Source organism: Pseudarthrobacter sp. CC4, assembly GCF_048957775.1.
GTDB lineage: Bacteria > Actinomycetota > Actinomycetes > Actinomycetales > Micrococcaceae > Arthrobacter.
On record NZ_JARCCZ010000007.1, the window covers coordinates 20056 to 42014 of the forward strand.

21 protein-coding genes and 3 tRNA genes are annotated in these 21959 nt (G+C 64.7%); 13 read left to right on the forward strand and 11 right to left on the reverse strand.

Annotated features, from left to right (window positions below):
- Positions 1-23: 23 nt before the first annotated feature.
- Complete coding sequence (locus PV768_RS06450; RefSeq protein ID WP_366284902.1) at positions 24-629, reverse strand: recombinase family protein; 606 nt, start codon at positions 627-629, stop codon at positions 24-26.
- A gap of 463 nt (positions 630-1092) precedes the next feature.
- Here PV768_RS06450 and PV768_RS06455 point away from each other — a divergent pair, with 463 nt between their 5' ends.
- Both PV768_RS06455 and PV768_RS06460 read left to right on the forward strand, forming a co-directional pair.
- The gene (locus PV768_RS06455; RefSeq protein WP_421092584.1) at positions 1093-2220 is read left to right on the forward strand and encodes an L-talarate/galactarate dehydratase; all 1128 of its coding nucleotides are present in this window, start codon (positions 1093-1095) and stop codon (positions 2218-2220) included.
- A gap of 10 nt (positions 2221-2230) precedes the next feature.
- Positions 2231-2929 carry a FadR/GntR family transcriptional regulator gene (locus PV768_RS06460; RefSeq protein ID WP_421092585.1) on the forward strand — a complete coding sequence of 233 codons (699 nt, stop codon included), beginning with the start codon at positions 2231-2233 and terminating at the stop codon, positions 2927-2929.
- A gap of 147 nt (positions 2930-3076) precedes the next feature.
- On the opposite strand, the gene PV768_RS06465 is transcribed toward PV768_RS06460, so the two are convergent.
- Positions 3077-3159: transfer RNA gene (locus PV768_RS06465), tRNA-Leu, on the reverse strand.
- A gap of 310 nt (positions 3160-3469) precedes the next feature.
- Here PV768_RS06465 and PV768_RS06470 point away from each other — a divergent pair.
- From PV768_RS06470 to pknB, 7 genes are read left to right on the forward strand one after another with little or no spacing between them, the layout of a single operon-like run.
- A complete protein-coding gene (locus PV768_RS06470) occupies positions 3470-4213 on the forward strand; it encodes a DUF3662 and FHA domain-containing protein (RefSeq protein ID WP_321214862.1) in 744 nt (247 codons plus the stop codon).
- Positions 4210-4692 carry an FHA domain-containing protein FhaB/FipA gene (locus tag PV768_RS06475; RefSeq protein ID WP_157240134.1) on the forward strand — a complete coding sequence of 161 codons (483 nt, stop codon included), beginning with the start codon at positions 4210-4212 and terminating at the stop codon, positions 4690-4692. Before PV768_RS06470 ends, PV768_RS06475 begins: the two co-directional genes overlap by 4 nt.
- Before the next feature lie 2 nt (positions 4693-4694).
- Entirely contained in the window at positions 4695-6437 is a 1743-nt protein-coding gene (locus PV768_RS06480) for a PP2C family protein-serine/threonine phosphatase (protein WP_421092586.1), read from the forward strand.
- Positions 6434-7831: an FtsW/RodA/SpoVE family cell cycle protein gene (locus PV768_RS06485; RefSeq protein ID WP_157240135.1), complete on the forward strand. Its 1398-nt coding sequence runs from the start codon at positions 6434-6436 to the stop codon at positions 7829-7831. Before PV768_RS06480 ends, PV768_RS06485 begins: the two co-directional genes overlap by 4 nt.
- Positions 7828-9288 (forward strand): penicillin-binding protein 2, encoded by a 1461-nt coding sequence (locus tag PV768_RS06490; RefSeq protein WP_321214861.1) that lies wholly within the window; start codon positions 7828-7830, stop codon positions 9286-9288. The genes PV768_RS06485 and PV768_RS06490 overlap by 4 nt, the downstream gene beginning before the upstream one ends.
- The gene (locus PV768_RS06495; protein WP_421092587.1) at positions 9285-10994 is read left to right on the forward strand and encodes a protein kinase domain-containing protein; all 1710 of its coding nucleotides are present in this window, start codon (positions 9285-9287) and stop codon (positions 10992-10994) included. Before PV768_RS06490 ends, PV768_RS06495 begins: the two co-directional genes overlap by 4 nt.
- Positions 10995-11009: 15 nt before the next feature.
- Positions 11010-12950 carry a Stk1 family PASTA domain-containing Ser/Thr kinase gene (gene pknB, locus PV768_RS06500; RefSeq protein WP_321214859.1) on the forward strand — a complete coding sequence of 647 codons (1941 nt, stop codon included), beginning with the start codon at positions 11010-11012 and terminating at the stop codon, positions 12948-12950.
- 48 nt (positions 12951-12998) lie between these two features.
- Here pknB and PV768_RS06505 read toward each other — a convergent pair whose 3' ends face one another.
- Together PV768_RS06505 and PV768_RS06510 are read right to left on the reverse strand one after the other, a co-directional pair.
- Complete coding sequence (locus PV768_RS06505; RefSeq protein ID WP_321214858.1) at positions 12999-13640, reverse strand: aminodeoxychorismate/anthranilate synthase component II; 642 nt, start codon at positions 13638-13640, stop codon at positions 12999-13001.
- Positions 13641-13809: 169 nt separating this feature from the next.
- Positions 13810-14598: a class E sortase gene (locus PV768_RS06510; RefSeq protein ID WP_321214857.1), complete on the reverse strand. Its 789-nt coding sequence runs from the start codon at positions 14596-14598 to the stop codon at positions 13810-13812.
- 174 nt (positions 14599-14772) lie between these two features.
- On the opposite strand from PV768_RS06510, the gene PV768_RS06515 reads away from it, so the two are divergent.
- On the forward strand, positions 14773-15024 hold the full coding sequence (locus PV768_RS06515) for a cell division protein CrgA (protein WP_321214856.1): 252 nt from the start codon (positions 14773-14775) through the stop codon (positions 15022-15024).
- Positions 15025-15094: 70 nt separating this feature from the next.
- Complete coding sequence (locus tag PV768_RS06520) at positions 15095-15709, forward strand: DNA-3-methyladenine glycosylase I (RefSeq protein ID WP_421092588.1); 615 nt, start codon at positions 15095-15097, stop codon at positions 15707-15709.
- Between the two features lie 182 nt (positions 15710-15891).
- Here the strand turns inward: PV768_RS06520 and PV768_RS06525 are convergent, their stop codons facing one another.
- The 3 genes from PV768_RS06525 to PV768_RS06535 all read right to left on the reverse strand — a co-directional run bounded on the left by PV768_RS06525 (position 15892) and on the right by PV768_RS06535 (position 18322).
- Positions 15892-16359 (reverse strand): carboxymuconolactone decarboxylase family protein, encoded by a 468-nt coding sequence (locus PV768_RS06525; protein ID WP_157240140.1) that lies wholly within the window; start codon positions 16357-16359, stop codon positions 15892-15894.
- A gap of 529 nt (positions 16360-16888) precedes the next feature.
- Positions 16889-17767, reverse strand: coding sequence for a rhomboid family intramembrane serine protease (locus PV768_RS06530; protein WP_421092589.1), 879 nt, complete (start codon positions 17765-17767; stop codon positions 16889-16891).
- A 9-nt stretch (positions 17768-17776) separates the two neighbouring features.
- Positions 17777-18322, reverse strand: a complete 546-nt coding sequence (locus PV768_RS06535; protein WP_139027259.1) for a peptidylprolyl isomerase — start codon at positions 18320-18322, stop codon at positions 17777-17779.
- A 154-nt stretch (positions 18323-18476) separates the two neighbouring features.
- Here PV768_RS06535 and PV768_RS06540 point away from each other — a divergent pair, with 154 nt between their 5' ends.
- Together PV768_RS06540 and PV768_RS06545 are read left to right on the forward strand one after the other, a co-directional pair.
- On the forward strand, positions 18477-19418 hold the full coding sequence (locus PV768_RS06540; protein WP_321214853.1) for a hypothetical protein: 942 nt from the start codon (positions 18477-18479) through the stop codon (positions 19416-19418).
- Positions 19419-19556: 138 nt separating this feature from the next.
- A complete protein-coding gene (locus tag PV768_RS06545) occupies positions 19557-20432 on the forward strand; it encodes a glycosyltransferase family 2 protein (RefSeq protein ID WP_321214852.1) in 876 nt (291 codons plus the stop codon).
- Positions 20433-20451: 19 nt separating this feature from the next.
- Here PV768_RS06545 and PV768_RS06550 read toward each other — a convergent pair whose 3' ends face one another.
- From PV768_RS06550 to PV768_RS06565, 4 genes are all read right to left on the reverse strand, one after another.
- Positions 20452-21402 (reverse strand): DMT family transporter, encoded by a 951-nt coding sequence (locus PV768_RS06550; RefSeq protein ID WP_321214851.1) that lies wholly within the window; start codon positions 21400-21402, stop codon positions 20452-20454.
- A gap of 97 nt (positions 21403-21499) precedes the next feature.
- Positions 21500-21575, reverse strand: a tRNA-Ala gene (locus PV768_RS06555).
- Between the two features lie 71 nt (positions 21576-21646).
- Positions 21647-21763 carry a DLW-39 family protein gene (locus PV768_RS06560; RefSeq protein ID WP_421092590.1) on the reverse strand — a complete coding sequence of 39 codons (117 nt, stop codon included), beginning with the start codon at positions 21761-21763 and terminating at the stop codon, positions 21647-21649.
- Positions 21764-21830: 67 nt separating this feature from the next.
- Positions 21831-21904, reverse strand: a tRNA-Ile gene (locus PV768_RS06565).
- Positions 21905-21959 lie beyond the last annotated feature (55 nt).

Sequence of the window (21959 nt, forward strand, 5' to 3'; positions counted from 1 at the left end):
AAGGGTCTCCAAGTCCCTTCTCGTCAAGGCATCAAACGATCCATGCTGGCCCATGCGCTCCCGATGGGAGGAAGACGCCTCCGAGGCACGAACACGGAAACACGCGGGAACCAGCGGACCGGACAGGCGGCGTCTACCGGGCAAAGTTCGCTGCCGGGCTTACCCATGGAGGCCATGGCGAGACGAAGTTTCGCTGGTGTCATCTTATAGGGGCGACCACCGTTGCGGCCGCGGGCTGAGGCGAGGCCGGCGAGGGTGCGCTCGGAGATCAGTTCGCGTTCGAACTCGGCCAAGGCGGCGAAGATCCCGAAGACGAGCTTTCCAGATGCTGTGGTTGTGTCGATAGCGGTGCCCTGGCCGGTAAGGACTTTCAGTCCGATGCCCCGTTCAGTCAGGTAGTGGACGATGTTAACCAGGTGCCGGAGGTGCCGGCCGAGCCGGTCGAGTTTCCAGACCACCAAGGTGTCGCTTTGGCGCAGTGCTTTGAGAAACGCGGCCAGGTGGGGCCGGTCGTCCTTCTTTCCCGAAGCCTTGTCTTCGTAGAGCGAAGCCGCGTCGGTGCCGGAGGCCAAAAGTGCGTCCCGCTGCAAATCTGTCGTCTGAGAACCGTCGGCCTTCGAGACTCGCATGTATTCGACGAGCCCGGTCGGGTTAGGGCACACCCCAACCTGACGTCAGGCGACCAGTCATCCGACGTCAGAAAAGAGCAGGTTCGCCCCTTCCCAGACAGGGTTCTCAACGAGTCTTAGATTTCATCCTGACAGCATTTAGGCTCAGGAGGCTTCGACTGGACGGGGACACCACAGTTGTCCTCTGGTCTTCACCGGCGAAACGCCTCCGTGGCCAACCTGATGCTTTAGATCGTGGGCCTCGTCGAATTCGATGCTGCGGAGGTGGATCGGCGTGCCGCATCCGTTGTTGAGAAGTCCGTCCTGGCCCGCGTGGTACGGAATCACCAGGAATTCGGTCTGCCAGCCCCTTGAGCCAGGCCAAGGACGAGCAGCCTAACAAGGCACCACTTGTAATATAAGTACAGCACTTATATCCTAAGTTGGCGGGCAAAGGAGCCCGGCCCCGCCCAAAGGAGAAACCGTGAGTACCGTCGACCTGATCCGGCACGTCAAACTGTCCACCGCCCGCCTTCCCCTCGCTGTTCCCATCAGCGATGCCAAGGTCTTCACGGGCAGGCAGAAGCCCATGACGGAGGTGGTCTTCCTGTTCGCGGAAATCACCACGGAGCTGGGGCACACCGGCGTCGGATTCAGCTACTCCAAGCGGGCCGGCGGGCCGGCGCAGTACGCACACGCCAGGGAAGTGGCCGAGGGCGTCATCGGCGAGGATCCCAACGACATTGCCAAGATCTACACCAAGCTGCTGTGGGCCGGGGCGTCAGTGGGCCGGTCCGGCGTCGCCACCCAGGCACTGGCCGCCATCGACATCGCCCTCTACGACCTCAAAGCCAAGCGGGCCGGCCTGCCGCTGGCCAAGCTCCTGGGCTCGTACCGCGACTCCGTGCAGACGTACAACACGTCCGGCGGATTCCTGAACGCAACCCTCGAGGAAGTGAAGGCCCGGGCCACCCAGTCACTCGAGGAAGGCATCGGCGGCATTAAGGTCAAAGTGGGCCTCCCGGACAGCAAAGAGGACCTGCGCCGCGTCGCAGGCATCCGCGAACACATCGGCTGGGACGTCCCGCTGATGGTGGACGCCAACCAGCAGTGGGACCGGGCCACCGCCCTGCGGATGGGCCGCCAGTTCGAGGAGTTCAACCTGATCTGGATCGAAGAACCCCTGGACGCCTACGACTTCGAGGGCCACGCCCACCTGGCCAACGTCCTGGACACCCCCATCGCCACCGGTGAAATGCTGGCGTCTGTGGCCGAACACAAGAGCCTCATCAACGCCGACGGCTGCGACATCATCCAGCCCGACGCCCCCCGCATCGGCGGCATCACCCAATTCCTCCGCCTCGCCGCCCTGGCCGACGAGCGCGGGCTGGGCCTGGCCCCGCACTTCGCCATGGAAATCCATCTCCATCTCGCCGCCGCCTACCCGCGCGAGCCCTGGGTGGAACACTTCGACTGGCTCGACCCGCTGTTCAATGAGCGGCTCGAAACCAAGGACGGCCGGATGATCGTCCCGGACCGCCCGGGCCTCGGCGTCACCCTCAGCGACCAGGCACGTGCCTGGACCACCGAGACCGTGGAGTTCGGCGCGTAACCTTGAAGCCATGAGCCGGAACCTCACCGCGGACCTCGCCGCTGACCTTCGCAACCGCATCGTTGACGGCGTCATCCAGCCGGGTGAGAAGCTCCCCAGCGAGAACACCCTCATCAGCGACTTCGGCGTCAGCCGGACGGTTGTCCGCGCGGCGCTGACCCGGCTTCAGGCCGAGGGGCTTGTTGAAACCGAGCGGGGGCGGGGAAGCTTCGCCCTCACGCCGCCGACGGACCGGCCCCAGGCAGCACCCGGGGCCCGTCCCGTGACCACCATGGAGGACCGGGTCCACCTGCTGGAGTTCCGTATGGGCGTGGAAACCGAAGCCGCCGCATTGGCCGCACGGAACCACACCGAGCGGCAGCTGCGCGCCGTCACCGCGGCCCTTGAGGAGTTCACCGCCAGCGCGGGGCACCCCGCCCGCGCCATGAAGTCGGATTTCGAGTTCCACCGCGCCGTTGCCGCGGCCTCCGGCAACCCCTACTACTCCGACTGCCTGGCGGCGCTTGGCCAAACGATGATCGCGATGCCGCGCACCCGCCTCATGACCGGCGTCGAGCATTACGCCCGGGACCACTTCGACCAGGTGGTCCAGGAGCACCGCTCCATTTCGGAGGCCATTGCGGACGGTGACGAGGCTGCCGCAGCGGCTGCCATGCGCAGCCACCTGGCCAATTCACGACGCCGGTTCAAGGCTTCCGCGCGGCCGTAACCTGGCGTGCCGCCTGGCTATCGGGCACGAAACCTCAGCTTGTTCGCGGATCCAACCCTTCAAGGCCCGGATTCGCGAACAACCCCAGGATCGGCGCGTTAACGCAAAAAGAGCCCCGGTCTCTCGACCGGAGCTCTTTCATTTGCGTGCGCGAGGGGGGATTTGAACCCCCACACCCTTTCGGATACTGGCACCTGAAGCCAGCGCGTCTGCCGTTCCGCCACTCGCGCGCAACTTCTTTCACCAAGTTCCGGCCGGTTTCCCGGATCCGTTACCTTGTAAAAGCAGCGAGATCAAGCATAACGGAAGGTGGACGGAAAACACCAATTGGCCTCCGCCGGCCCAGGCAAGGCCCGGCAACAGACTGAACTTTTGGCGGCCCCCGGGCGTTGCTGATTAAGGTCATTCACAGCCCTGCCCAGTAGTATCTGATGTAGGAGTGGCTGCTGCAGGCAGGCACACCGCTGACTTGCGAGCTGCACTGCGGGTGAAGTTCCGGAACGAAAACTGCCCCGCGGCTGGGGGGAAAGGAGAAGAACCATGGGTCTGCTGGACAAGGTTGAACGCGGCATTGAAAAGGCTGTCCGGGGCGTCTTCTCTACCGGCTCGCGCGCCCAGGTCGAACCTGTGGAGATCGCCAGCAGGCTGCGCCGGGAAGTTGACCACAAGGCCCTGACTGTGGCCGCCGGCCGGACACTCGCCCCAAACGTTTTTGATGTGCAGCTCAGCGATGACGACTTCAAGCGGGCCCAGGAATGGGGAACCCCGCTGGCCGAGGAACTCTGCGACGTAGTCATCAACCACGTCCGCAGCCAGGGCTACACCCTTCAGGGCCCGGTACGGATTTCCTTCCGCCGGGACGCCGAGTTGCGCGCCGGCAACTTCGAAATCCTCTCTTCAACCGAGAAATCGAAGGGCGCACCCGCAGGCCAGCCACAACGCCCCAACCTGCCGGCCGCTCCGAGCCGCCAGCCGGTACGGCTTCAGCCCGTATTGGATATCGACGGGCAGCGTTACTCCCTCAACGCTCCATCCATCGTCCTTGGCAGGTCGTCCGAAGCCGACATCCATGTCGAAGACACGGGCGTGTCCCGCCGCCACCTGGAAATCCGCACGGCCAACGGCGTGACCAGCGCAGTGGATATGGGTTCCACCAACGGCAGCTATGTCAACGGGCAGAAGGTGTCAGGGAGCACCGAACTCACTGACGGCTCCACCATCACTATGGGACGGACAAAAATCATCTTCCGCCTTTTGCCTGCAAGCACGGGTGGCCGCACATGAGCGACCTCACCATCACCGTCCTGCGGTTCGGCTTCCTCCTGCTCCTCTGGGTGCTGATCTTCAGCATCGTCTCAGCCATGCGCCGGGACCTCATGGTGGGCCGGAAGGCAGCCTCCGGCGCGCCCACCCAGCGCCAGGTCCGCAGGAACCCGGAGCTTGCTGAAGCCCCTCCGCAGCCGGCGAAGCAGCAGGCGCACCAGCTGGTCGTCGTCGAAGGTCCACTCAAGGGAACCACCCTTCCGCTGGCTGCCAGTCCCATCCTCCTGGGCCGCGCCCAGGAAGCCACCCTGGTCCTGGAGGACGACTACGCGTCCGGCCGCCACGCCAGGCTGTTCCCCCAAGGCAGCCGCTGGTTCATCGAGGACCTGGGGTCCACGAACGGAACCTACCTGGCGGACCAGCAACTTACCCGTGCCCTGCCGGTTGAGCCAGGGGTTCCCGTGAGAATCGGCAAGACGGTCATCGAATTGAGGCCATAGCCGTGGCCGTCACGCAAACCCCCGCCAACGGGCCCCGGCCCGCGCAGCGGCCCCTCATCATGCGCTACGCCGCACGTTCCGACGTCGGCCGGATCCGCTCAAAGAACGACGACTCCGCCTACGTGGGACGGCACCTCGCCGTCGTCGCGGACGGCATGGGCGGCCACGCGGGCGGCGACGTAGCCTCCGCCGCCACTGTCCTGGACATGATCCACCTGGACCGCGGCGACTACGACGGCGACGCCGGCACCGTCCTTGCCGACGAAATCCAGACGGCCAATTCCCTGCTTTCCGAACTCGTGCACCAGAACCCCAAACTGGCGGGGATGGGCACCACCGTCACGGCGCTCCTGCTGGCCGGGGGCAAGCTCTACTTTGCACACATCGGCGATTCCCGGGCCTACCTCCTGCGCGACGGCGAATTCAAGCAGGTCAGCGTGGACCACACCTTTGTCCAGCGCCTCATCGACGAAGGCCGGCTCCGCCCTGAGGAGGCCGAAAGCCACCCGCACAAAAACGTCCTGATGCGCGTCCTGGGCGACGTGGACGCCAGCCCGGAACTCGATCTCGATACCCTGGACGTCCGCCCCGGCGACCGCTGGCTGCTCTGCTCCGACGGGCTCAACTACGTTGCCGGCCACGCCGTGGAACGGACGGTGCGGGAAACCAAGGACCTCCGCGAGTGCGTGGAAACCCTCGTGGACCTGACCCTCGAAGCCGGCTCCCCGGACAACGTCACAGTGGTCATGGTGGAAATTGTCGAGGAAACGCCCGACGACGTCAGAACCGCCGCCGTCGAAGTCGTCCCTTCCACAGCCATCGCCGCAGCCCCTGCCGCAGCAGTCCAGCCGGCAGCACCGCCCGCCGCAGGGCCGCAGGATCCGGCTGAGGGCACCAAAGCTCCCGGCAAGAACACGTCCGGCACGGAAAGCCCCGGCAAGGGCCCCGGCGCGGGCAACGACCCAGCAGCCAGCGCCGGTCCGGCCGCCGCCGGACCTTCCAAGGAGGGCCCTGCCAAGGACGGCCATGGACAGCGCTCAGTGGAACCGGGCTCCACCGACCCGCACTTGGGCGAACACCTGTCCGCTGAGGTCCTGCGGGACGAACTCGCCTCACGCCCCCACGAGCTTGTGGGTGCAGCGGCAGCAGCGGCAGAATCCGGGTCCATTCCCACCATCGCCGGACGCACCGTGGCGCGGAGGGCAGCCACCCTCCTCACCCACAGGGCAGAACAGTCCGGCACCGAGGCTGATGACAACGTGGTGCCGCTCAAGCCGCGGCGCTGGATTACCTGGGCGATCGCCGCATCCGTGCTGGTGGCCCTGACAGTGGGCCTCTGGCTGGGGTATGCCTGGACCCAGACGCGCTACTACGTCGGCGAGTACGACTCCCGCGTCGCCATCTTCAACGGTGTCTCCCAGCGCCTTGGCCCCATCGGCCTTTCCAGCCTTGAAACCGTCACAGAAATCCGGATGGATTCCCTGCCCCCGTTCTCGCAGCAGCGCGTGCGCCAGACCGTGCCCGCCAATGACCTCTACGATGCCCAGCGGATCGTGAAGAACCTCGAACTCACCGGGACCACCTCCCCAGAGGAAGGGTGTCCAACAGTTTCCGCGTCACCTGGAGCATCCACACCGGCGCCGGCCCCTACGGACCCGGCCGCTCCTGCACCGGCCCCGGAGGCAACCGCCTCTCCGGCAAGCCAGTCCCCCAGCCCCACCGTCACCTGCAAGGCGGTCCCATGAGCCAGCTCAGCACCATTCCCAAGCCACGGCGGAACGTCGAACTCGCACTGCTCCTGCTGGCCCTGGCCGTCGGCATCGGCGCCAACATGCTGGTGGGCGTCGACCAGGAAAAGGCCTTTGACTCGGATTTCTGGTTCCAGTCCAGCCTCCTCGCCGTTGCCTCCCTGGTTTTCCATGCAGTCCTGCGCTTCCGCGCCAAGTATGCCGACCCGGTAATACTTCCACTGGTGGTCGCCCTTAACGGACTCGGGCTGGCCATGATCCACCGCCTGGACGCACCCGGTGATGACACGGGCAACAACCAGCTGCGGTGGACCCTCATTGCAATGGCGGTGGCGATCGCGGTCATCTGGCTGCTCAAGGACCACCGCGTGCTCCGCAGGTTCACCTTCATCTCCCTGGCAGCCAGCGCCGTCCTCCTGCTCCTGCCGCTGATTCCCGGCATCAGCGCGGGCGAGATCCTGGGCGCCCGCGTCTGGATCCGGCTCGGTCCCATGACGTTCCAGCCCGGCGAGGTCGCCAAGATCACCCTCGCCATATTCTTTGCCGGTTACCTTTCATCCAACCGCGACCTGATCCTCCTGGCCGGCCGCAAAGTCGGTCCGCTGCAATTCCCGCGGTTCAAGGACATGGGCCCCATGATCACGGCCTGGCTGGTCAGCATCGGCGTGCTCATCTTCCAGCGGGACCTTGGTTCATCGGTGCTCTTCTTCGGCCTGTTCATCGTGATGATCTACGTGGCCACAAGCCGCATCAGCTGGGTAGTAATCGGCCTGGCCCTCATCTTTGGCGGCGGCTTCATCGCCGCCCAGGTCTTCTCCCACGTTGCACTCCGGATCGACGGCTGGCTCAACGCCTTCACTCCGGAGGTCTACGACCGCTCACCGGGCGGAAGCGGCCAGATTGTCCAGGGGCTCTTCGGCATGGCCAACGGCGGACTGGTGGGAACCGGACTGGGGCAGGGCCGCCCGGACCTGGTCCCGTTCGCCAACAGCGACATGATCATCGCGTCCCTTGGCGAGGAACTCGGCCTGGTGGGCCTGTTCGCCGTCGTCCTGATGTACCTGCTGCTGTTCACGCGCGGGTTCAGGGCCGCGCTGGGCACCCGTGACGCGTTCGGAAAGCTCCTCGCCTGCGGCCTCTCCTTTGCCGTGGCGCTGCAGTGCTTCGTGGTGATCGGCGGGGTCACACGGCTCATCCCCCTGACCGGCCTGACAACGCCGTTCCTTGCAGCCGGCGGTTCGTCGCTGCTGGCCAACTGGATCATTGTGGGCCTGCTCCTGATGATTTCCCATACAGCCCGCGGCCCGGTGGACACCACACCGCTGCGGCCGGGCGAGGCAGCAGATTCGATGGGCATTGATACTCCTACTGAGGCGGTGAAGCACTCGTGAACCAGGCAATACGGCATTCATGGGTGGCGGCCGTCGCCATGTTCGCCCTCATCTTCGGCGCCATCAGCTACGTCCAGGTGGTGGGAGCCGATGAGCTCAAGGCCAACCCGTGGAACCAGCGTGCCATCCTGCAGAACTACTGCAACGACCGCGGGGCCATCATCGTGGGCGGCACTCCGGTGGCAGAATCGGTCGAAGGCACGTCGGAGACCTGCAAGTTCCAGCGGACCTACCCGCAGCCGGAACTTTACGCAGGAATCACTGGATACTTCTCGCAGAATTTCGGTGCCACCGGCCTGGAGCAGGCAATGGGTGAAGTACTCACCGGCAACTCGGACCAGCTGTTCCTGGACCGCGTGGGCCAGCTCTTCCTGGGGAACCAGCCCAAGGGCGCGTCGGTGGAGCTCACCATTGACCCCAAAATCCAGCAGCTCGCCTACAGCCTGATCCCGGACGGGCAGCGCGGGTCCATCGTGGTCACCAATCCCAAAACCGGGGCCATCCTTGCCATGGTCTCCAAACCCTCCTACGATCCGAACCTGATCGCCATCCAGGATCCGAACGCCGAGACCGCCAACATCAACGAACTGCTCAAGGTCCCCGGCATCAACCTGAACCAGAACGTCAGCGGTCCCACCGGGGAACTGCTGGCTCCCGGTTCGGTCTACAAGCTGGTGGACACCGCCGCGGCGCTTGCATCGGGGAAGTACAACAAGGACAGCGTGCTCCCCAACCCTGCGGAAATGCCGTTCGAGGGAATCCAGTACAAGCTTCCCAACTATGCGGGCGGCAACTGCTACACCCGGGACACGGCGACCTTCGCCTTCGCGCTGCAACAGTCCTGCAACACCCCGTTCGCCAGCATTGCGCTGGACCTGGGCCGGGACGCCATCGCAGAGCAGGCGAAAAAGTTCGGTTTCGGTGAGGACATGGGTGACCAGATCAAGCTCGGCTATGCCCGGGGCAACGGCTTCCCGGATGACCTGGACGCTCCCGGGCTGGCCCAGTCCGCCATCGGCCAGAAGGACGTCCGGGCCACGCCGCTGCAGGTTGCGTTGATGACCGCGGCGATTGCCAACGACGGCGTCCAGATGAGGCCCACCCTGGTCAAGACCCTGCGCTCTCCGGACCTGCGGGTCATCGACGAACCCCGGCCCCAGCAGCTGCGGACCTCCACCACCCCGGATATTGCAAACCAGATCACCGAGTGGATGGTCAGTGCCGTCAGTGAAGGCATCGCCAACAGGGCAGCCGTTCCCGGTGTCCAGGTGGCCGGCAAGACGGGAACCGCGGAACTGGGGAACGGCACCAACAACTCCTGGTTCACCGGCTTTGCCCCCGCAAACAACCCGCAGGTGGGTGTCACGATCGTCATGGAAGGCGTGGACATCACCACGGGAGCCCAGCTAACCAGTCCGAACGCGAAGAGAATTTTTGAGGCGGTGTTGAATAAGTGAGGCCTACAACCGGAATCACCCTCGGCGGCAGATTCCAGCTGACCACGCGGATCGCGATCGGCGGCATGGGCGAAGTCTGGAAAGCGAAAGACCTCGTCCTGGGCCGCATCGTCGCCATCAAGGTGCTGAAGGAGGAGTACACCGGCGATCCCGGGTTCCTCCAGCGTTTCCGCGCCGAGGCCCGCCACACCGCACTCCTGAACCACGTGGGCATCGCCAACGTCTTCGACTACGGCGAGGAGGAGGGATCCGCCTACCTGGTCATGGAACTGGTCCCCGGCCAGCCCCTGAGCAACATCATCGAGCACGAGCAGGTCCTGTCCCCGGACCGCACGCTGTCCATCATTGCGCAAACCGCCCGTGCGCTGTCCGTTGCCCACGCGCAGGGCCTGGTGCACCGCGACGTGAAGCCCGGCAACCTCCTGATCACCCCTGACGGACGGGTCAAGGTCACCGACTTCGGCATCGCCCGCCTGGCTGACCAGGTTCCCCTCACCCAGACCGGCCAGGTGATGGGCACCGCCCAGTACCTTGCTCCCGAGCAGGCCACCGGCCAGACCGCCACGGGTTCCTCGGACATCTATGCGCTCGGCGTCATCGGCTACGAGTGCCTGACCGGCCACCGTCCCTTCTCCGGCGAGTCCCAGATCGCTATCGCCCTGGCCCAAGTCAACGATGCGCCGCCGCCGCTGCCGGAATCCCTTCCCACCCCGGTGCGCGCCCTCCTGATGTCCATGCTTGCCAAGGACCCAAAGAACCGGCCGGAGAACGCCATCAAGCTGGCAGAGGCAGCCGAGGCCATCCGGAACGGCGACATCAGCGCCGCCCGGGCCGCCGTTCCCGGCATGCTCCTCTTTGACGCGGACAACACGGGCCCCATCACGGCTCCCGTGGACACCGCAACAGCGCCCACCGGCGTCATCGGAGCCCAGCGCGACAGCTCGCCCACCCCCACCTCCGCTTTGCCGGTGCTGGGTGCGGGTGCGGCCGGCGCAGCCGCCGGGGCTGCCGGGGCATCAGCGGCGGAGCCGGACGCTCCCCAGGGCGCACTTGCCCGGGCCAATGCCCTCGCTGCGGAGCGCAGGTGGGTTCCGGAAGAAACAACGTACGACGACGAGCCCGCCGATGAGCCGCAGCGCAAAGGCCGCAGTCCCTGGACATGGCCTCTGATTGCGTTAATCCTGCTGCTCCTGTTCGCGTTGGTGGGTTTCTTCCTCAGCCAGCGGGGCATTCTCTTCCCCTCGAATGACGCCACCTCCGGGGCAACCACAAGCAGCCCGGCGAGCACCAGTGCCAGCCCCACCAGGACCACGCAGTCGCCCACGCCCACGGCCACGCGCAGCACGCCTACGCCCACACCCACCCAGGAAACGGTCAATGTCATCCCGGCCGCCTACCTCGGGCAGGACTATCGGAAGGTTCAGGCGGAGCTTGCCGGGCTCGGGCTGGCCGTCACCGTGATTCCGCAGGAGAGTACCGCGGATGGCCCGGGCAAGGTCATAGAATTGAATCCTACGGGCCTGGTGCCCCAAGGCTCGCCCATTACTGTGGTCTATGCCGTAGCGCCGCCGGCACCCACCACATCTGCTCCCGCGCCGGCCCCGTCACCCACCACGTCGGCGGTGGCGGCGCCCACCGTGGCAACGCCCCTGCCCGCCTGCACCGCCGGCCAACTGCCCGGCGCCCCGCCAACCTGCAAGCCGTAACCGCCAGGACAGCCAGTGAACGAGTCAGCGCGCACACCGTTGCACCGCGAGGACAGCCTCCCGGTGGATAACCGCCGTGTCCTCAGCGGCCGGTATGAACTGGGCGGCCTGATCGGCCGCGGCGGCATGGCGGACGTCTACCGGGGAGTGGACACCCGGCTGGGGCGGACTGTCGCCGTGAAACTGCTTCGGCCGGACATGGCGCGTGACCCGCAGTTCCAGGCCAGGTTCAAGCGTGAAGCACAGGCGGTTGCTGCCCTCAACCATTCCTCGATTGTTGCCATCTACGACACCGGCGAACACCTGGTCCACGATGGCTCGGAGGACAACGTCCGCGTGCCCTACATCGTGATGGAATTCGTGGAGGGCAAGACCATCCGCGACCTGATCCGTGCCCATGACGTCACCATTGACCAGGCAATCGACTACTGCCTGGGTGTCCTCGGCGCCCTCGAATACAGCCACAAGGCCGGCATCGTGCACCGGGACATCAAGCCGGCCAACGTCATGTACTGCGAAAACACCAACTCGGTGAAGGTGATGGACTTCGGCATCGCCCGCGCCATCGCCGACTCTTCAGCCACCATGACGCAGACACAGGCCGTGGTGGGCACCGCGCAGTACCTGTCCCCCGAGCAGGCCCGCGGCGAAACCGTTGACGCCCGCAGCGACCTGTATTCCGCTGCCTGCCTGTTGTACGAAATGCTCACGTCCAGGCCGCCGTTCGTCGGTGACAGCCCGGTGTCCGTGGCCTACCAGCATGTACGGGAGATTCCCGAGCCTCCCAGCAGCCTCAACCCCGATGTGACTCCTGCCCTGGACAGTGTGCTGGCGAAGGCGCTGCAAAAGAACCGGGATGACCGGTTCCAGGATGCTGCGGCGTTCCGGCGTGCCCTGCGCGCTGCACGGTCCGGCGTCCCGGTCCCGGCGGTTCCGGCCTCCGAAGCGCCCACGGACCCCAACGACCATGTCCCGTCGCCGGCCACCGAGGCCTTCCCCGCCGCAGGGGCAGGCTTCCTCGACGACGCACCTACCGGCCGGCTGCCGGCGGCTATCCCTTCCTCTGCCGAGGACCACGAAACCCTGGTTCCCTTCGCGTCCGGCGTCGATGACCATCGGTCAGCTGATGCGTTGCCGCTGGGCCTGACTCCGGAACGTGAGCGCAGCCCGCGGCAGAAGTCCCGTCGTCGTGCATGGATTGGCACGCTGGTGGTCTTCACGCTCCTTGTCCTGGCAGGCGGCGCCCTGTGGCTGTACAGCATTATCAACCGCCCTGCTCCGGCAGCGCCCAAGATCACGGTCCCGGCAGTGGCCGCCATGACAGAGTCGGCGGCGCTGCAGGAACTGTATAACGCGGAGCTCCGGCCCCGGATTGTCCGGTCGCAGCACGACACCGTTGCCAAGGGTACGGCGATCGGTACCGATCCCGCGTCCGGTGCTTCGCTGGATCCCGGCGCCGAGGTGATCCTCAATATTTCAGAGGGCCCCAGCGCCGTCATGATCCCTGAGAGCCTTCCGGGCAAAACAGAGGCGGCGGCCCGGGACATCCTGCGTCAAAGCGGACTGGTAGGGGCCCCCTCCACCACCACGGCAAACAGTGCCACCGTGCCTGCCGGAATTGTGATCACCACAAGCCCCGCGCCCGGCCAGAAGGTGGGCGTCGGAACCAGCGTCGAACTGGTGGTGTCCACCGGCAAGGTAGCCATGCCTGAACTGCGGGGACGCACCCGCGAAGAGGCGGAAGCGGCGTTGAAGGAACTGAGCCTGGTGCCCAACGTCGTTGAGGCCGAGAATGCCCAGGTTGAGCCGGGCAGGGTGACGGAGCAAAGCGACCCCGTGAACGCGGCCGTGGACCAGGGCAAGACCGTCACCATCGTGGTGGCAAAAGCCCCGCCGCCCCCGCCAAGCCCCACACCCACGCCTACTCCGACGCCGACCTCCACCAAAAAGGGCTAAGCCCGGCACAGCGCTGCATCAATCGGATTCAGTGCTGAACGGGCCGGCTCAGCGCTGGATGAGCGGGCTCAGTTTGGCTGCCCGGGCAGCCGCGCCCTTCATTCCCAGCGACTCAAGCCAGTTGCCCAGCATCTGGTAGCCGCCCTCTGTGAGCACGGATTCCGGGTGGAACTGCACGCCGCACAGGGGCGCCGTCCGGTGCTGGAGGCCCATCACCACGCCCGTTGCTGTCTCAGCAGTGATTTCCAGGACGTCCGGAATCGATTCCCGCACGGCCGCCAGCGAGTGGTACCGCGTGGCGGTGACGGGGGAGGGGAGCCCGGAAAACACGCTGGTTCCCACGTGCTGCACCAGGGATGTTTTGCCGTGCATGAGTTCGGGGGCGTGCGTCACCTTGCCGCCGAAGGCCTCGGCAAGCGCCTGGTGGCCCAGGCAGACGCCGAACATGGGCACGCTGTTCTCACCGCACCACTTGATCAGTTCGATGCAGACTCCTGCTTCAGCCGGGTTGCCGGGGCCGGGCGAGATCAGTACGCCGTCGCGGGTGCTCGCCAGTTCAATGGCCTCCGCCAGGGTGACGTCGTCATTGCGGACAACGGTGGTTTCGGCGCCGAGTTCCTGGAGGTAGCCCACCAGGGTGTAGACAAAGCTGTCGTAGTTATCCACCACGAGGATCTTGGTTGTGGTCATGGCTGGCTTGCTGCACCAATCGTTGAGTCGGTGAACTGGGTGTAGTGGGACATCCAGGGGAAAAGGAACTGAACCATCAATACCAGTGCGGCGGCAATGAGCACCAATGAGGTGACAATCCGCAGCCAAAGCGGCCCTGGGAGATGGCGGAATATCCAGCCGTACATGATCAGCCCTTTCCGATCGCCGAAGCCACCTGGTCCGCGATTTCCGCGGGCGGACCAGCTGATGCAGGGCGCCAACTGTCCAGCAGCGCGTAGGCGATGATGCGTTCTTCAGCGCCGAAGCGCGGGTTGCAGCTTGTCATGGTCAGGTATCTTTCGGTGGGGGTAACCCCAGGAAGCGTCGGCACCGGTTCCAGGACGTCGGTGCGGGACGGCATGACGATCTGGTTGTTGCGGAAGACGTAGACGTAATAACCGTCTTTCGTCTGGACGTAAATTTTGTCCCCCGGAACCAGCGTGTGGATGTTGTCCAGCACTGCGCCATGGGTCTGGCGGTGCCCCGCGACAGCGAAGTTGCCCACCGCGCCGGGCATGGCCGTGGTCCCGTAATGTCCCAGGCCCAGGGTGTCCAGCACATCGCTGCTGGTTCCCTGGACAATCGGCCGCGTGTAGTTCGCCCCGAACCGGGGAATGTACATGATGCCGATCGTGCCGGCGTGGGCCGGCGCGGCAGCCACGGCCGGCTCGCCGAAGTCTTCACCAGCGGCAGGAGGATCAGCAGCGGCCGGCGCGGAAGGGGCGGCGCCGGCAATATCCTGCGCGAATTCCTTGATCACTTCGCTCTGCCTGGCGTCTGATTCCACGTTGGTCCACCACAGCTGCCAGGCCACGAACAACAGGAGGATGATGCCGGCAGTGATGAGCAGCTCGCCAATAACCTGGACCGTTCCGCGCAGTATAACGACGCCGGCAGGCGGCGCAGCGGCTTGCCTCGCCTTCTCCTGCAATACCACGCGTTCTCCTCCGGGCGGTTCCGACGGGCACCGGCGGCCCCTGAACTGCGGCTAGAATTGGCTGCTAGTAAGAATCCAGATTTGACCAAGATCGCGCAGACCGCTGGCAATTTCCTTCTTGCAGGATATCAAGGCCGGACCGCCGATCTTGCCTCAGCCCGCCAAGGAGAGCCAGTGCCCGAGTCAAAGCCGCGCAAGAAGACCGCCAGCACCCCGCAGCAGACTGCTTCCCAGGCGTACAAGCCCAACCCGGTATGGTTCAAGCCCGTTATGTTCGGCCTGATGATCATCGGGCTCTTCTGGATCATCACGTTCTACATCAGCGAAGGCCGCTTTCCCGTCCAGGCCTGGGAATCGTGGAACATCGTAGCCGGGTTCGGCATCGCCATCGTAGGCTTCCTCATGACCACCCGCTGGCGCTCCTAGGCCCCTTCAAGGACGAGATCCACTCCCGGACGGCCGGCCGGCCCGGCAGGTAATCCTAAAGGAGAAAAGCGTGACTCCTGACGCTGCCGGTGTCCTGGTAGGTGACGACGGCCTCGCCCGTCCCGCGTGGGCGTCCACGGACCCGCTCATGCGCGACTACTACGACACCGAGTGGGGCCTGCCGGTCAGGGACGAACAAGGCCTCTACGAACGCATCTGCCTGGAGGGCTTCCAGGCAGGGCTTTCCTGGGCCACCATCCTTCGCAAGCGCCCCGCGTTCCGTGCCGCCTTCGCCGGTTTCAGCCCGGATGCGGTTGCGCTGTTCACCGACGCCGACGTTGAGCGGCTCATGCAGGATGCAGGCATCGTCCGGAACCGGTTGAAAATCCGTGCTGCCATCAACAACGCCCAAGCCACCCTCGCGCTGCGCCAGGACGGCGGGCTGGTGGACTTCGTGTGGCAGTTCCAGCCCGCTTCCACTCCGCACCCCGCCGTCCATGCGGACATCCCCACCCAGTCGGCCGAATCCGTTGCGCTCTCCAAGGCCCTGAGGAAAAAGGGGTTCTCCTTCGTCGGCCCCACCACCATGTTTGCCCTGATGGAAGCGATCGGCATGGTGGACACCCACCTGGTGGGGAGCCACCGGCGCGGGTCCTCCGGGGTCTGGCCCGCTCCTGCCCGCTAAGGGTTTTGTTTTTATCCCCAGCTGTTGGGAAAGTTATCCACAATGGGGATAAGCGGCCGCACTGCCGACGCATGTACGTGCGTGGCCGCCTTTCACACGGCAGCAACGGCCGATCCCCGATGCACATGCGGTTATTAACAGTGTGGAATACCTGTGGATAATCCCAAGGACAAGGCGGTGCCCTACCGCTTACGCCGGACCGGGTGGTGGCTGGTGATGGAAACCCGGTTGAAGGCGTTCATCGTGATGGCCAGCCAGCTCACCACGGAGAACTCTTCCTCGGTGAGGTGCTCCCGGGCGTAAGATTCCTCGTGCTCCTGTGGACCGTGACCAGGCAATTCCGTGATGCTCTCGGTCAACGCCAGTGCAGCACGTTCCTTCTCCGTGAAAAGTGCTGTGTCGCGCCATGCAGGAAGTACCGCCAGCCTCTGCGGGGTCTCGCCCGCCTCGACAGCTTCCCTGACGTGGAGGTCCAGGCAGAAGGCGCAGCCGTTCAGCTGCGAAATGCGTACATTAAGCAGCTCCATGGTCCGGACCTCGATGCCGGCTTCCTGGGCCGCCTCCTTGACCTTGAGCCCCAATCCGTTCAGGGCCCGCCACAATGCAGGATGCTGCTTGTCCAGGAAAACGTGCTGGGCAGTGGCGGTCATGAATTCTCCTGTCGGGAAGGGGCTCAGGCGCAAAGGTAGGCACCTGAAGCTTATCCACTTACCAACATCGGGATACCCACAAGTTATCCACAGGTGTGGAAACAGGCCGGGACTCATGGGAAGGTCGGTGGCCCGCACATTGCGATGCAGCGGCGCAAACAGCCAAAAACTACACCGCTGTTCTCTATTAACAATGTGCATAACCCTGTTGATGGGACGTCCCTGACCCGGGGAGAACCAAGGGTGCCAAGGGGTTTTCACCGCGTTATCCACAGAACGGCTTTTTACGGGCTGTTTGTCCACTTAAGCACACCCCTATCCCCAACAGTTATCCACAGATGTGGAGAAGAATGGAACCTGCACCGCAAAATCCCTGCTACTCCGCGGTAGCTGAAGCGCCGAACGGAGAACTACAGGGATGTAAGTTACCAACAATGTGGATAACTGCTGTGGATAAGCAGAAACCCTGGCGTCCTTTCGGAGGCCAGGGTTTTTCTGCTCGGGCCGGCTTGGCAGCCGGGGCGGGGGACTAGACGGAAATCCTCACCCAGCTGACGGCTAACAGCAGGGCCAGCACGGCCACCAGTCCGGCGGCCTGGAGGAAGCCCTGCCGGGGCCCGCGGGGAGTGTAGGCAAGGACTGCTGCGCACAGCGCGCCCGTAATGAGCCCGCCCAAATGGGCTTGCCAGGCAATCTGGGGAATCAGGAAACCTATGACTCCATTAATAGCTATGAGGACCCACAGCTGCCGGGTGTCCCCGCCACGCTGGCGCTGGACCAGCAGCATGGCGCCGAACAGGCCGAAGATCGCGCCGGATGCGCCCACTACTCCCACCAGCCCCTGGCCGGGCACCAGGACAGGGTTCAGGAGCAGGTAGCCGACGCTACCCCCCACGGCCGACAACAGGTAGAGGGCCAGGAAACGCACGCGGCCAAGGAGCGGTTCCAGGACCTGGCCGAAGATCCACAGCGTGTACATGTTCAGCAGGATGTGCAGCAGTGAATCGGGTGAGTGCAGGAAAGCCGCCGTCAACATGCGCCACGGCTCGAACGCCCCGTACTGGGGGGTGGCAAAGACATTGTTGTAGGCAAACTGTTCGTACACAGCCTGGCCCGGGATGAGCCACTGCAGCGCGTACACCACAGCACATACGGCGATTATTCCGAACGTCACCAAAGGCTTGCCAGCAGCGGCGACGCCGCCATAGACCGTCCGGACCTCCGGCGTCGAACGTTTTGTTTCGTTGACGCAGTCAATGCATTGGAATCCGACGGCGGCCGCCCGCTGGCAGTCAGGGCATGCGGGGCGACCGCAACGCTGGCAGCGCACATAGGAGGGCCGGTCCGGGTGCCGCGGGCATACCGGAACCTGCGCGGACGGCTCAGCCGACGGAATTCCGTAACTCATGGTTCGGTGTTACAGCTGTTCGATGTCGATGCTGTTGATGGTGACGTCCTCCACGGGACGGTCACCCATGCCGGTACGGACGCCTTCGATTGCGTCAACAACCTTCTTGGATTCTTCGTCAGCCACTTCACCGAAGATCGTGTGCTTGCCCTGGAGCCAGTCCGTGGGGATGGTGGTGATGAAGAACTGCGAACCGTTGGTTCCCTTGCCCATGCGGATGCCTGCGTTGGCCATGGCCAGCTTGTAAGGCTGGTTGAAGCTCAGTTCGGGGTGGATCTCGTCATCGAACTGGTAGCCCGGGCCGCCCACACCACGGCCCAGCGGATCGCCGGCCTGGATCATGAAGTCCTTGATGATGCGGTGGAAGATGGTCCCGTTGTAGAGCGGGGTGCCGGTCTTGTCCTCACCCGTCTCCGGGTGGGTCCACGCCTGCTCGCCGGTGGCAAGGCCTACGAAGTTCTTGACGGTCTTGGGAGCGTGGTTGCCGAAGAGGTTCACGGCGATGTCGCCGAGGCTCGTGTGGATGGTTGCTTTTGCGGTTGCGATGGCAGTCATAGCCTCCATTCTTCCATGGCCCATCCGGGCCGTTGCGGCTGCGGCGGGAGTTCCGCGCTGGGTGAAATCCGCCTAAAATCCGCCGTGGGAATAGCCGGTGAACACCAAGCAACGTAGGCTAACCACAGAACCGTCACCTAACCGGGAGGTAGTTGTGAAGAAGTCGGACCGTATTGCCCGTGACCTTGAGCTGCAAGTCGCCAGCGCCGTAGAGAACGCCAAGGATTGGGCAGCCCCCCGTGTGGAAGCAGCTGTTGACCGTCTCCAGCACGGCCTGGACACTGCGTCGCCAAAGATCCAGGAAGGCTTGAAATCCGCTGCCCACAACCTGGCGGACGGCGTGGCCACCGTGACCCCACGCATCCAGGACGGCCTGGCGCAGCTCGCGCCCAAGATCAACGAAGCTGTGGAAGGCGCCTCTCCCCGTCTTCATGAGGCCCTGGACAAGGCCACCCCGGTGATCCTCAACGCCCGTGACCGGGTTGTCGTTGAATACCTGCCGCGCCTGTCAGACCAGATCGGCCACGCCTCGGAGGCCGTGCACCGCACCCTGGAGAACACTCCCGCGCACGTTGACGCCGTTGCGCAGAAGCTTGGGGATGTGGGAATCATCCACGCCATCCAGGAGCAGGCCCAGGCCACCGGCACACAGCTCAAGGCAGCAGCAACGGAGGCGGGCCGGACCGTAGGGATCCAGCTTGCCGAGCCGGAGAAGCCGAAGAAGCGCGGCTGGCTCGTTTTCGGCGTCATTGCGGCGGCGGTTGCCGCTGCAGTAGCTGCCTGGAAAGCATCCAAGCCGGTTGAGGATCCGTGGAAGACCCCTTCCCCGGTGACACCCACGCCCGCACCGGTTCCGGCCACCACAGTGAACGAGGTCAAGGAAAAGGCAGCCGACGCCGCTGAACCTGCGGCAGCGCCGGTTTCCCCTTCGACCGACGCCGCCACGGCGGACAAGGCCGAGGACGCCGGGGAAAAGGCAAAGCACGTGGCTGAAGACGCCTCGGAAAGCGCGGCTCCAGCTACCGATGCCAAGACTGCCACCAAGAACATCGCGGCCAACATCAGCAACGGGAACAAGGGCACTACCCAGTCCTGATCAGCTGTCCGCTGTGTCGTCCGGCCAAGGCCGGAGAGCTCAGCCGGAAAGGGCTCCGCCGCAGGCGGGGCCCTTTTCCCGTCTCCCATGGTTTCCGCCATCCGGGAGCGGCTGCGGTTGGATGCTAGATTTGAACTGATGCCAGCCCAACAACCCTCTGGGGATGCCTTGAACGACGCAGCAAACCTGCCCCGCGTATCCATTGTCATCCCGGCCTACAACGAGGAGGGCGTTATCAGGCAGTGCCTGATAGCAGCCATCTACCAGTCGGTCCCGGCCCACGAGATCGTGGTGGTGGACAACCTTTCCAAGGACCGGACCGCTGACATCGTGCGCCAAATGCAGCTCGAATACCCGGAAAGCCCGCTGGTGCTGTTGAGCCAGGATCAGCAGCAGGGCCTTATTCCCACCCGGAACTTCGGGCTGGACAACGCCACGGGAGATGTCCTGGGCCGGATCGACGCCGATTCGGTAGTGGAGCCCGACTGGGTGGAGCAGGTGCAGAGGGCGTTCGTGGACCATTCAGTCCAGGCGGCCACGGGTCCGGTGGTCTATTACGACATGCCCATGCGCCGGTTCGGGCTCAAAGCCGATGACAAAATGCGCCAGCTGATGCTGAAGCTGGCTAAACACCAGTACCATTTCCTGTTCGGCTCCAACATGGCCCTCCGCTCCTCCGCCTGGGACGCCATCCGGGCAGAGACCTGCCTTGATGAAAAGGACGAGATGCATGAGGACATCGATCTGTCCCTGCACCTCGCCGAACACGACCTGAAAATCCAGTACTGCCCGCAGATGGTCTCCGGCATGTCCGCCCGGCGGCTGGAGGACTCACCGCGGGACTACCGCTATTACGTCACGCGGTTCGACCGCACCTACAAGGCCCACAACGTAAAGAAGATGGCGCTAAAGGCTCCCATGGTGGTGTTCTTTTCGGTGTACTTCCCCGCAAAGCTCCTCCGGGCCATCCACACGGTCAACACGGCCCAGCCTGTGCGCCGCGGCGGCCAGTAGGCCGCCGGACAGGGCGCCCTCAGTCCGTTCCCAGCTCTGCAAGCGGGCGGTCCGACGGCGGTTCCTCCTGCCCGTTCCGCGCTGGCCTTCCCCGGCGCCCGGACCTGCCCGACCTTTGGCCCGTCACGACGACGGCGAGTCCGGCCAGAATCAGGCCCAGCCCGGCATAGGTTCCGGCCGGGAGCGTCTCCTTGAGGAAGACCGCGGCGAGCAGCGCAGCCCCCGGAATTTCCAGAAGGATGATCATGGACACCAGCAGCGGGCTCATAGTGGCCAGCAGGTGATTGAACGCTGTGTGGCCCACAAGCTGCGCGCAGACTGTGATCGCCAGGATCCCCAGCCAGCCCGCCGCTTCGAAGCCCGCCAGCGGTTGCCCGGCCAGCAGAGCCATGACGGCCACGACTGCTGCACACATCCCATAGCAGAGGGTGGTGTAGGTGCCCGTCGTCATGCTTTGCCGGGCCTTCCCGCCTGCCAGCGTGTAAAGGCCGGCCAGCGCGCCGCCGGCCACGGCCAGGAGGTCACCCAGCAGGGCCTGCGGGGAGGACCCCATGTCAAACCCGGTGATGGCTACAACACCGCCGAAAGCAATGCCCAGCCCGGCCAGCACCTGCCAACGGTGGCGGGTGCCGCGGAAGAGTTGAAACACCGCAATCCACGCCGACTGCAGGCACACCAGCGCAGTAGCTGCCGCGACAGAGGTGAGCTGCAGCGAGGTGATGAAGCAGGCAAAGTGGAATGCCAGGGCAATGGCGGCCAGCAGGCACCAGCGAAACTCACGTTTGGTGATCCTGCCGAATTGCCGGGGCTCCCGGACGAGAGTGGGGGAGGCCATCACGGCCGCGCCGATCGCATTGCGCCAAAAGGCAATGGCGAGTGCACTCACAGTGGTGGCGCCCAGGGTGGCAGCAATCAGCGGACCGGATGACGCGACGCCCAGGACGCCGAGGGCTGCAAGAAAGAAGTTCACTGACCAACCCTAATGCGCAGTTCGACTGCTGTTTGAGCTCATGCCGCGGACAAAGCAAAAGTCCCGGCCGGCGTTTCCGCTGACCGGGACTTTCCTATGGTGGAGGCACGGGGACTCGAACCCCGAACCCCCTGCTTGCAAAGCAGGTGCGCTACCAATTGCGCCATGCCCCCATAAGAAGCAACCCGTCAATCATACCCTAGAACCTGGAGGCCTTTGACCAGCTCCAGTCCGGGTCCCGGCGCTAGTCCACCGAGTCGGTTGACTTGCTCCAGGCATCTTTCCGGGCTTCGGATTCCTGTGCTTTCCGGTAGAGCAGGACGCCTGCGATCGCCGCTGCCAGTACAAGCAACCTCTTCACATGCTCCCCGTTCCGGTCCGGCTGCGGGTTACGCGAACCAGACCTGCTTGAACCTGCACAGGTTCCGTGGGCGTACCAGGACTTGAACCTGGGACCTCTTCGTTATCAGCGAAGCGCTCTAACCGCCTGAGCTATACGCCCCGATGCCTCATCGGGCCGAGACATGACTTTACAGCACATCCCGGCCCGATCTCAA

Bases quoted from the DNA above. Each gene is read 5' to 3' on its own strand.
- PV768_RS06505 (WP_321214858.1), bottom strand. From the start codon at position 13,640: ATGACCACAACCAAGATCCTCGTGGTGGATAACTACGACAGCTTTGTC.
- PV768_RS06485 (WP_157240135.1), top strand. From the start codon at position 6,434: ATGAGCCAGCTCAGCACCATTCCCAAGCCACGGCGGAACGTCGAACTC.
- PV768_RS06530 (WP_421092589.1), bottom strand. From the start codon at position 17,767: ATGAGTTACGGAATTCCGTCGGCTGAGCCGTCCGCGCAGGTTCCGGTA.
- PV768_RS06450 (WP_366284902.1), bottom strand. From the start codon at position 629: ATGCGAGTCTCGAAGGCCGACGGTTCTCAGACGACAGATTTGCAGCGG.
- PV768_RS06475 (WP_157240134.1), top strand. From the start codon at position 4,210: ATGAGCGACCTCACCATCACCGTCCTGCGGTTCGGCTTCCTCCTGCTC.
- PV768_RS06545 (WP_321214852.1), top strand. From the start codon at position 19,557: ATGCCAGCCCAACAACCCTCTGGGGATGCCTTGAACGACGCAGCAAAC.
- PV768_RS06525 (WP_157240140.1), bottom strand. From the start codon at position 16,359: ATGACCGCCACTGCCCAGCACGTTTTCCTGGACAAGCAGCATCCTGCA.
- PV768_RS06535 (WP_139027259.1), bottom strand. From the start codon at position 18,322: ATGACTGCCATCGCAACCGCAAAAGCAACCATCCACACGAGCCTCGGC.
- PV768_RS06460 (WP_421092585.1), top strand. From the start codon at position 2,231: ATGAGCCGGAACCTCACCGCGGACCTCGCCGCTGACCTTCGCAACCGC.
- PV768_RS06470 (WP_321214862.1), top strand. From the start codon at position 3,470: ATGGGTCTGCTGGACAAGGTTGAACGCGGCATTGAAAAGGCTGTCCGG.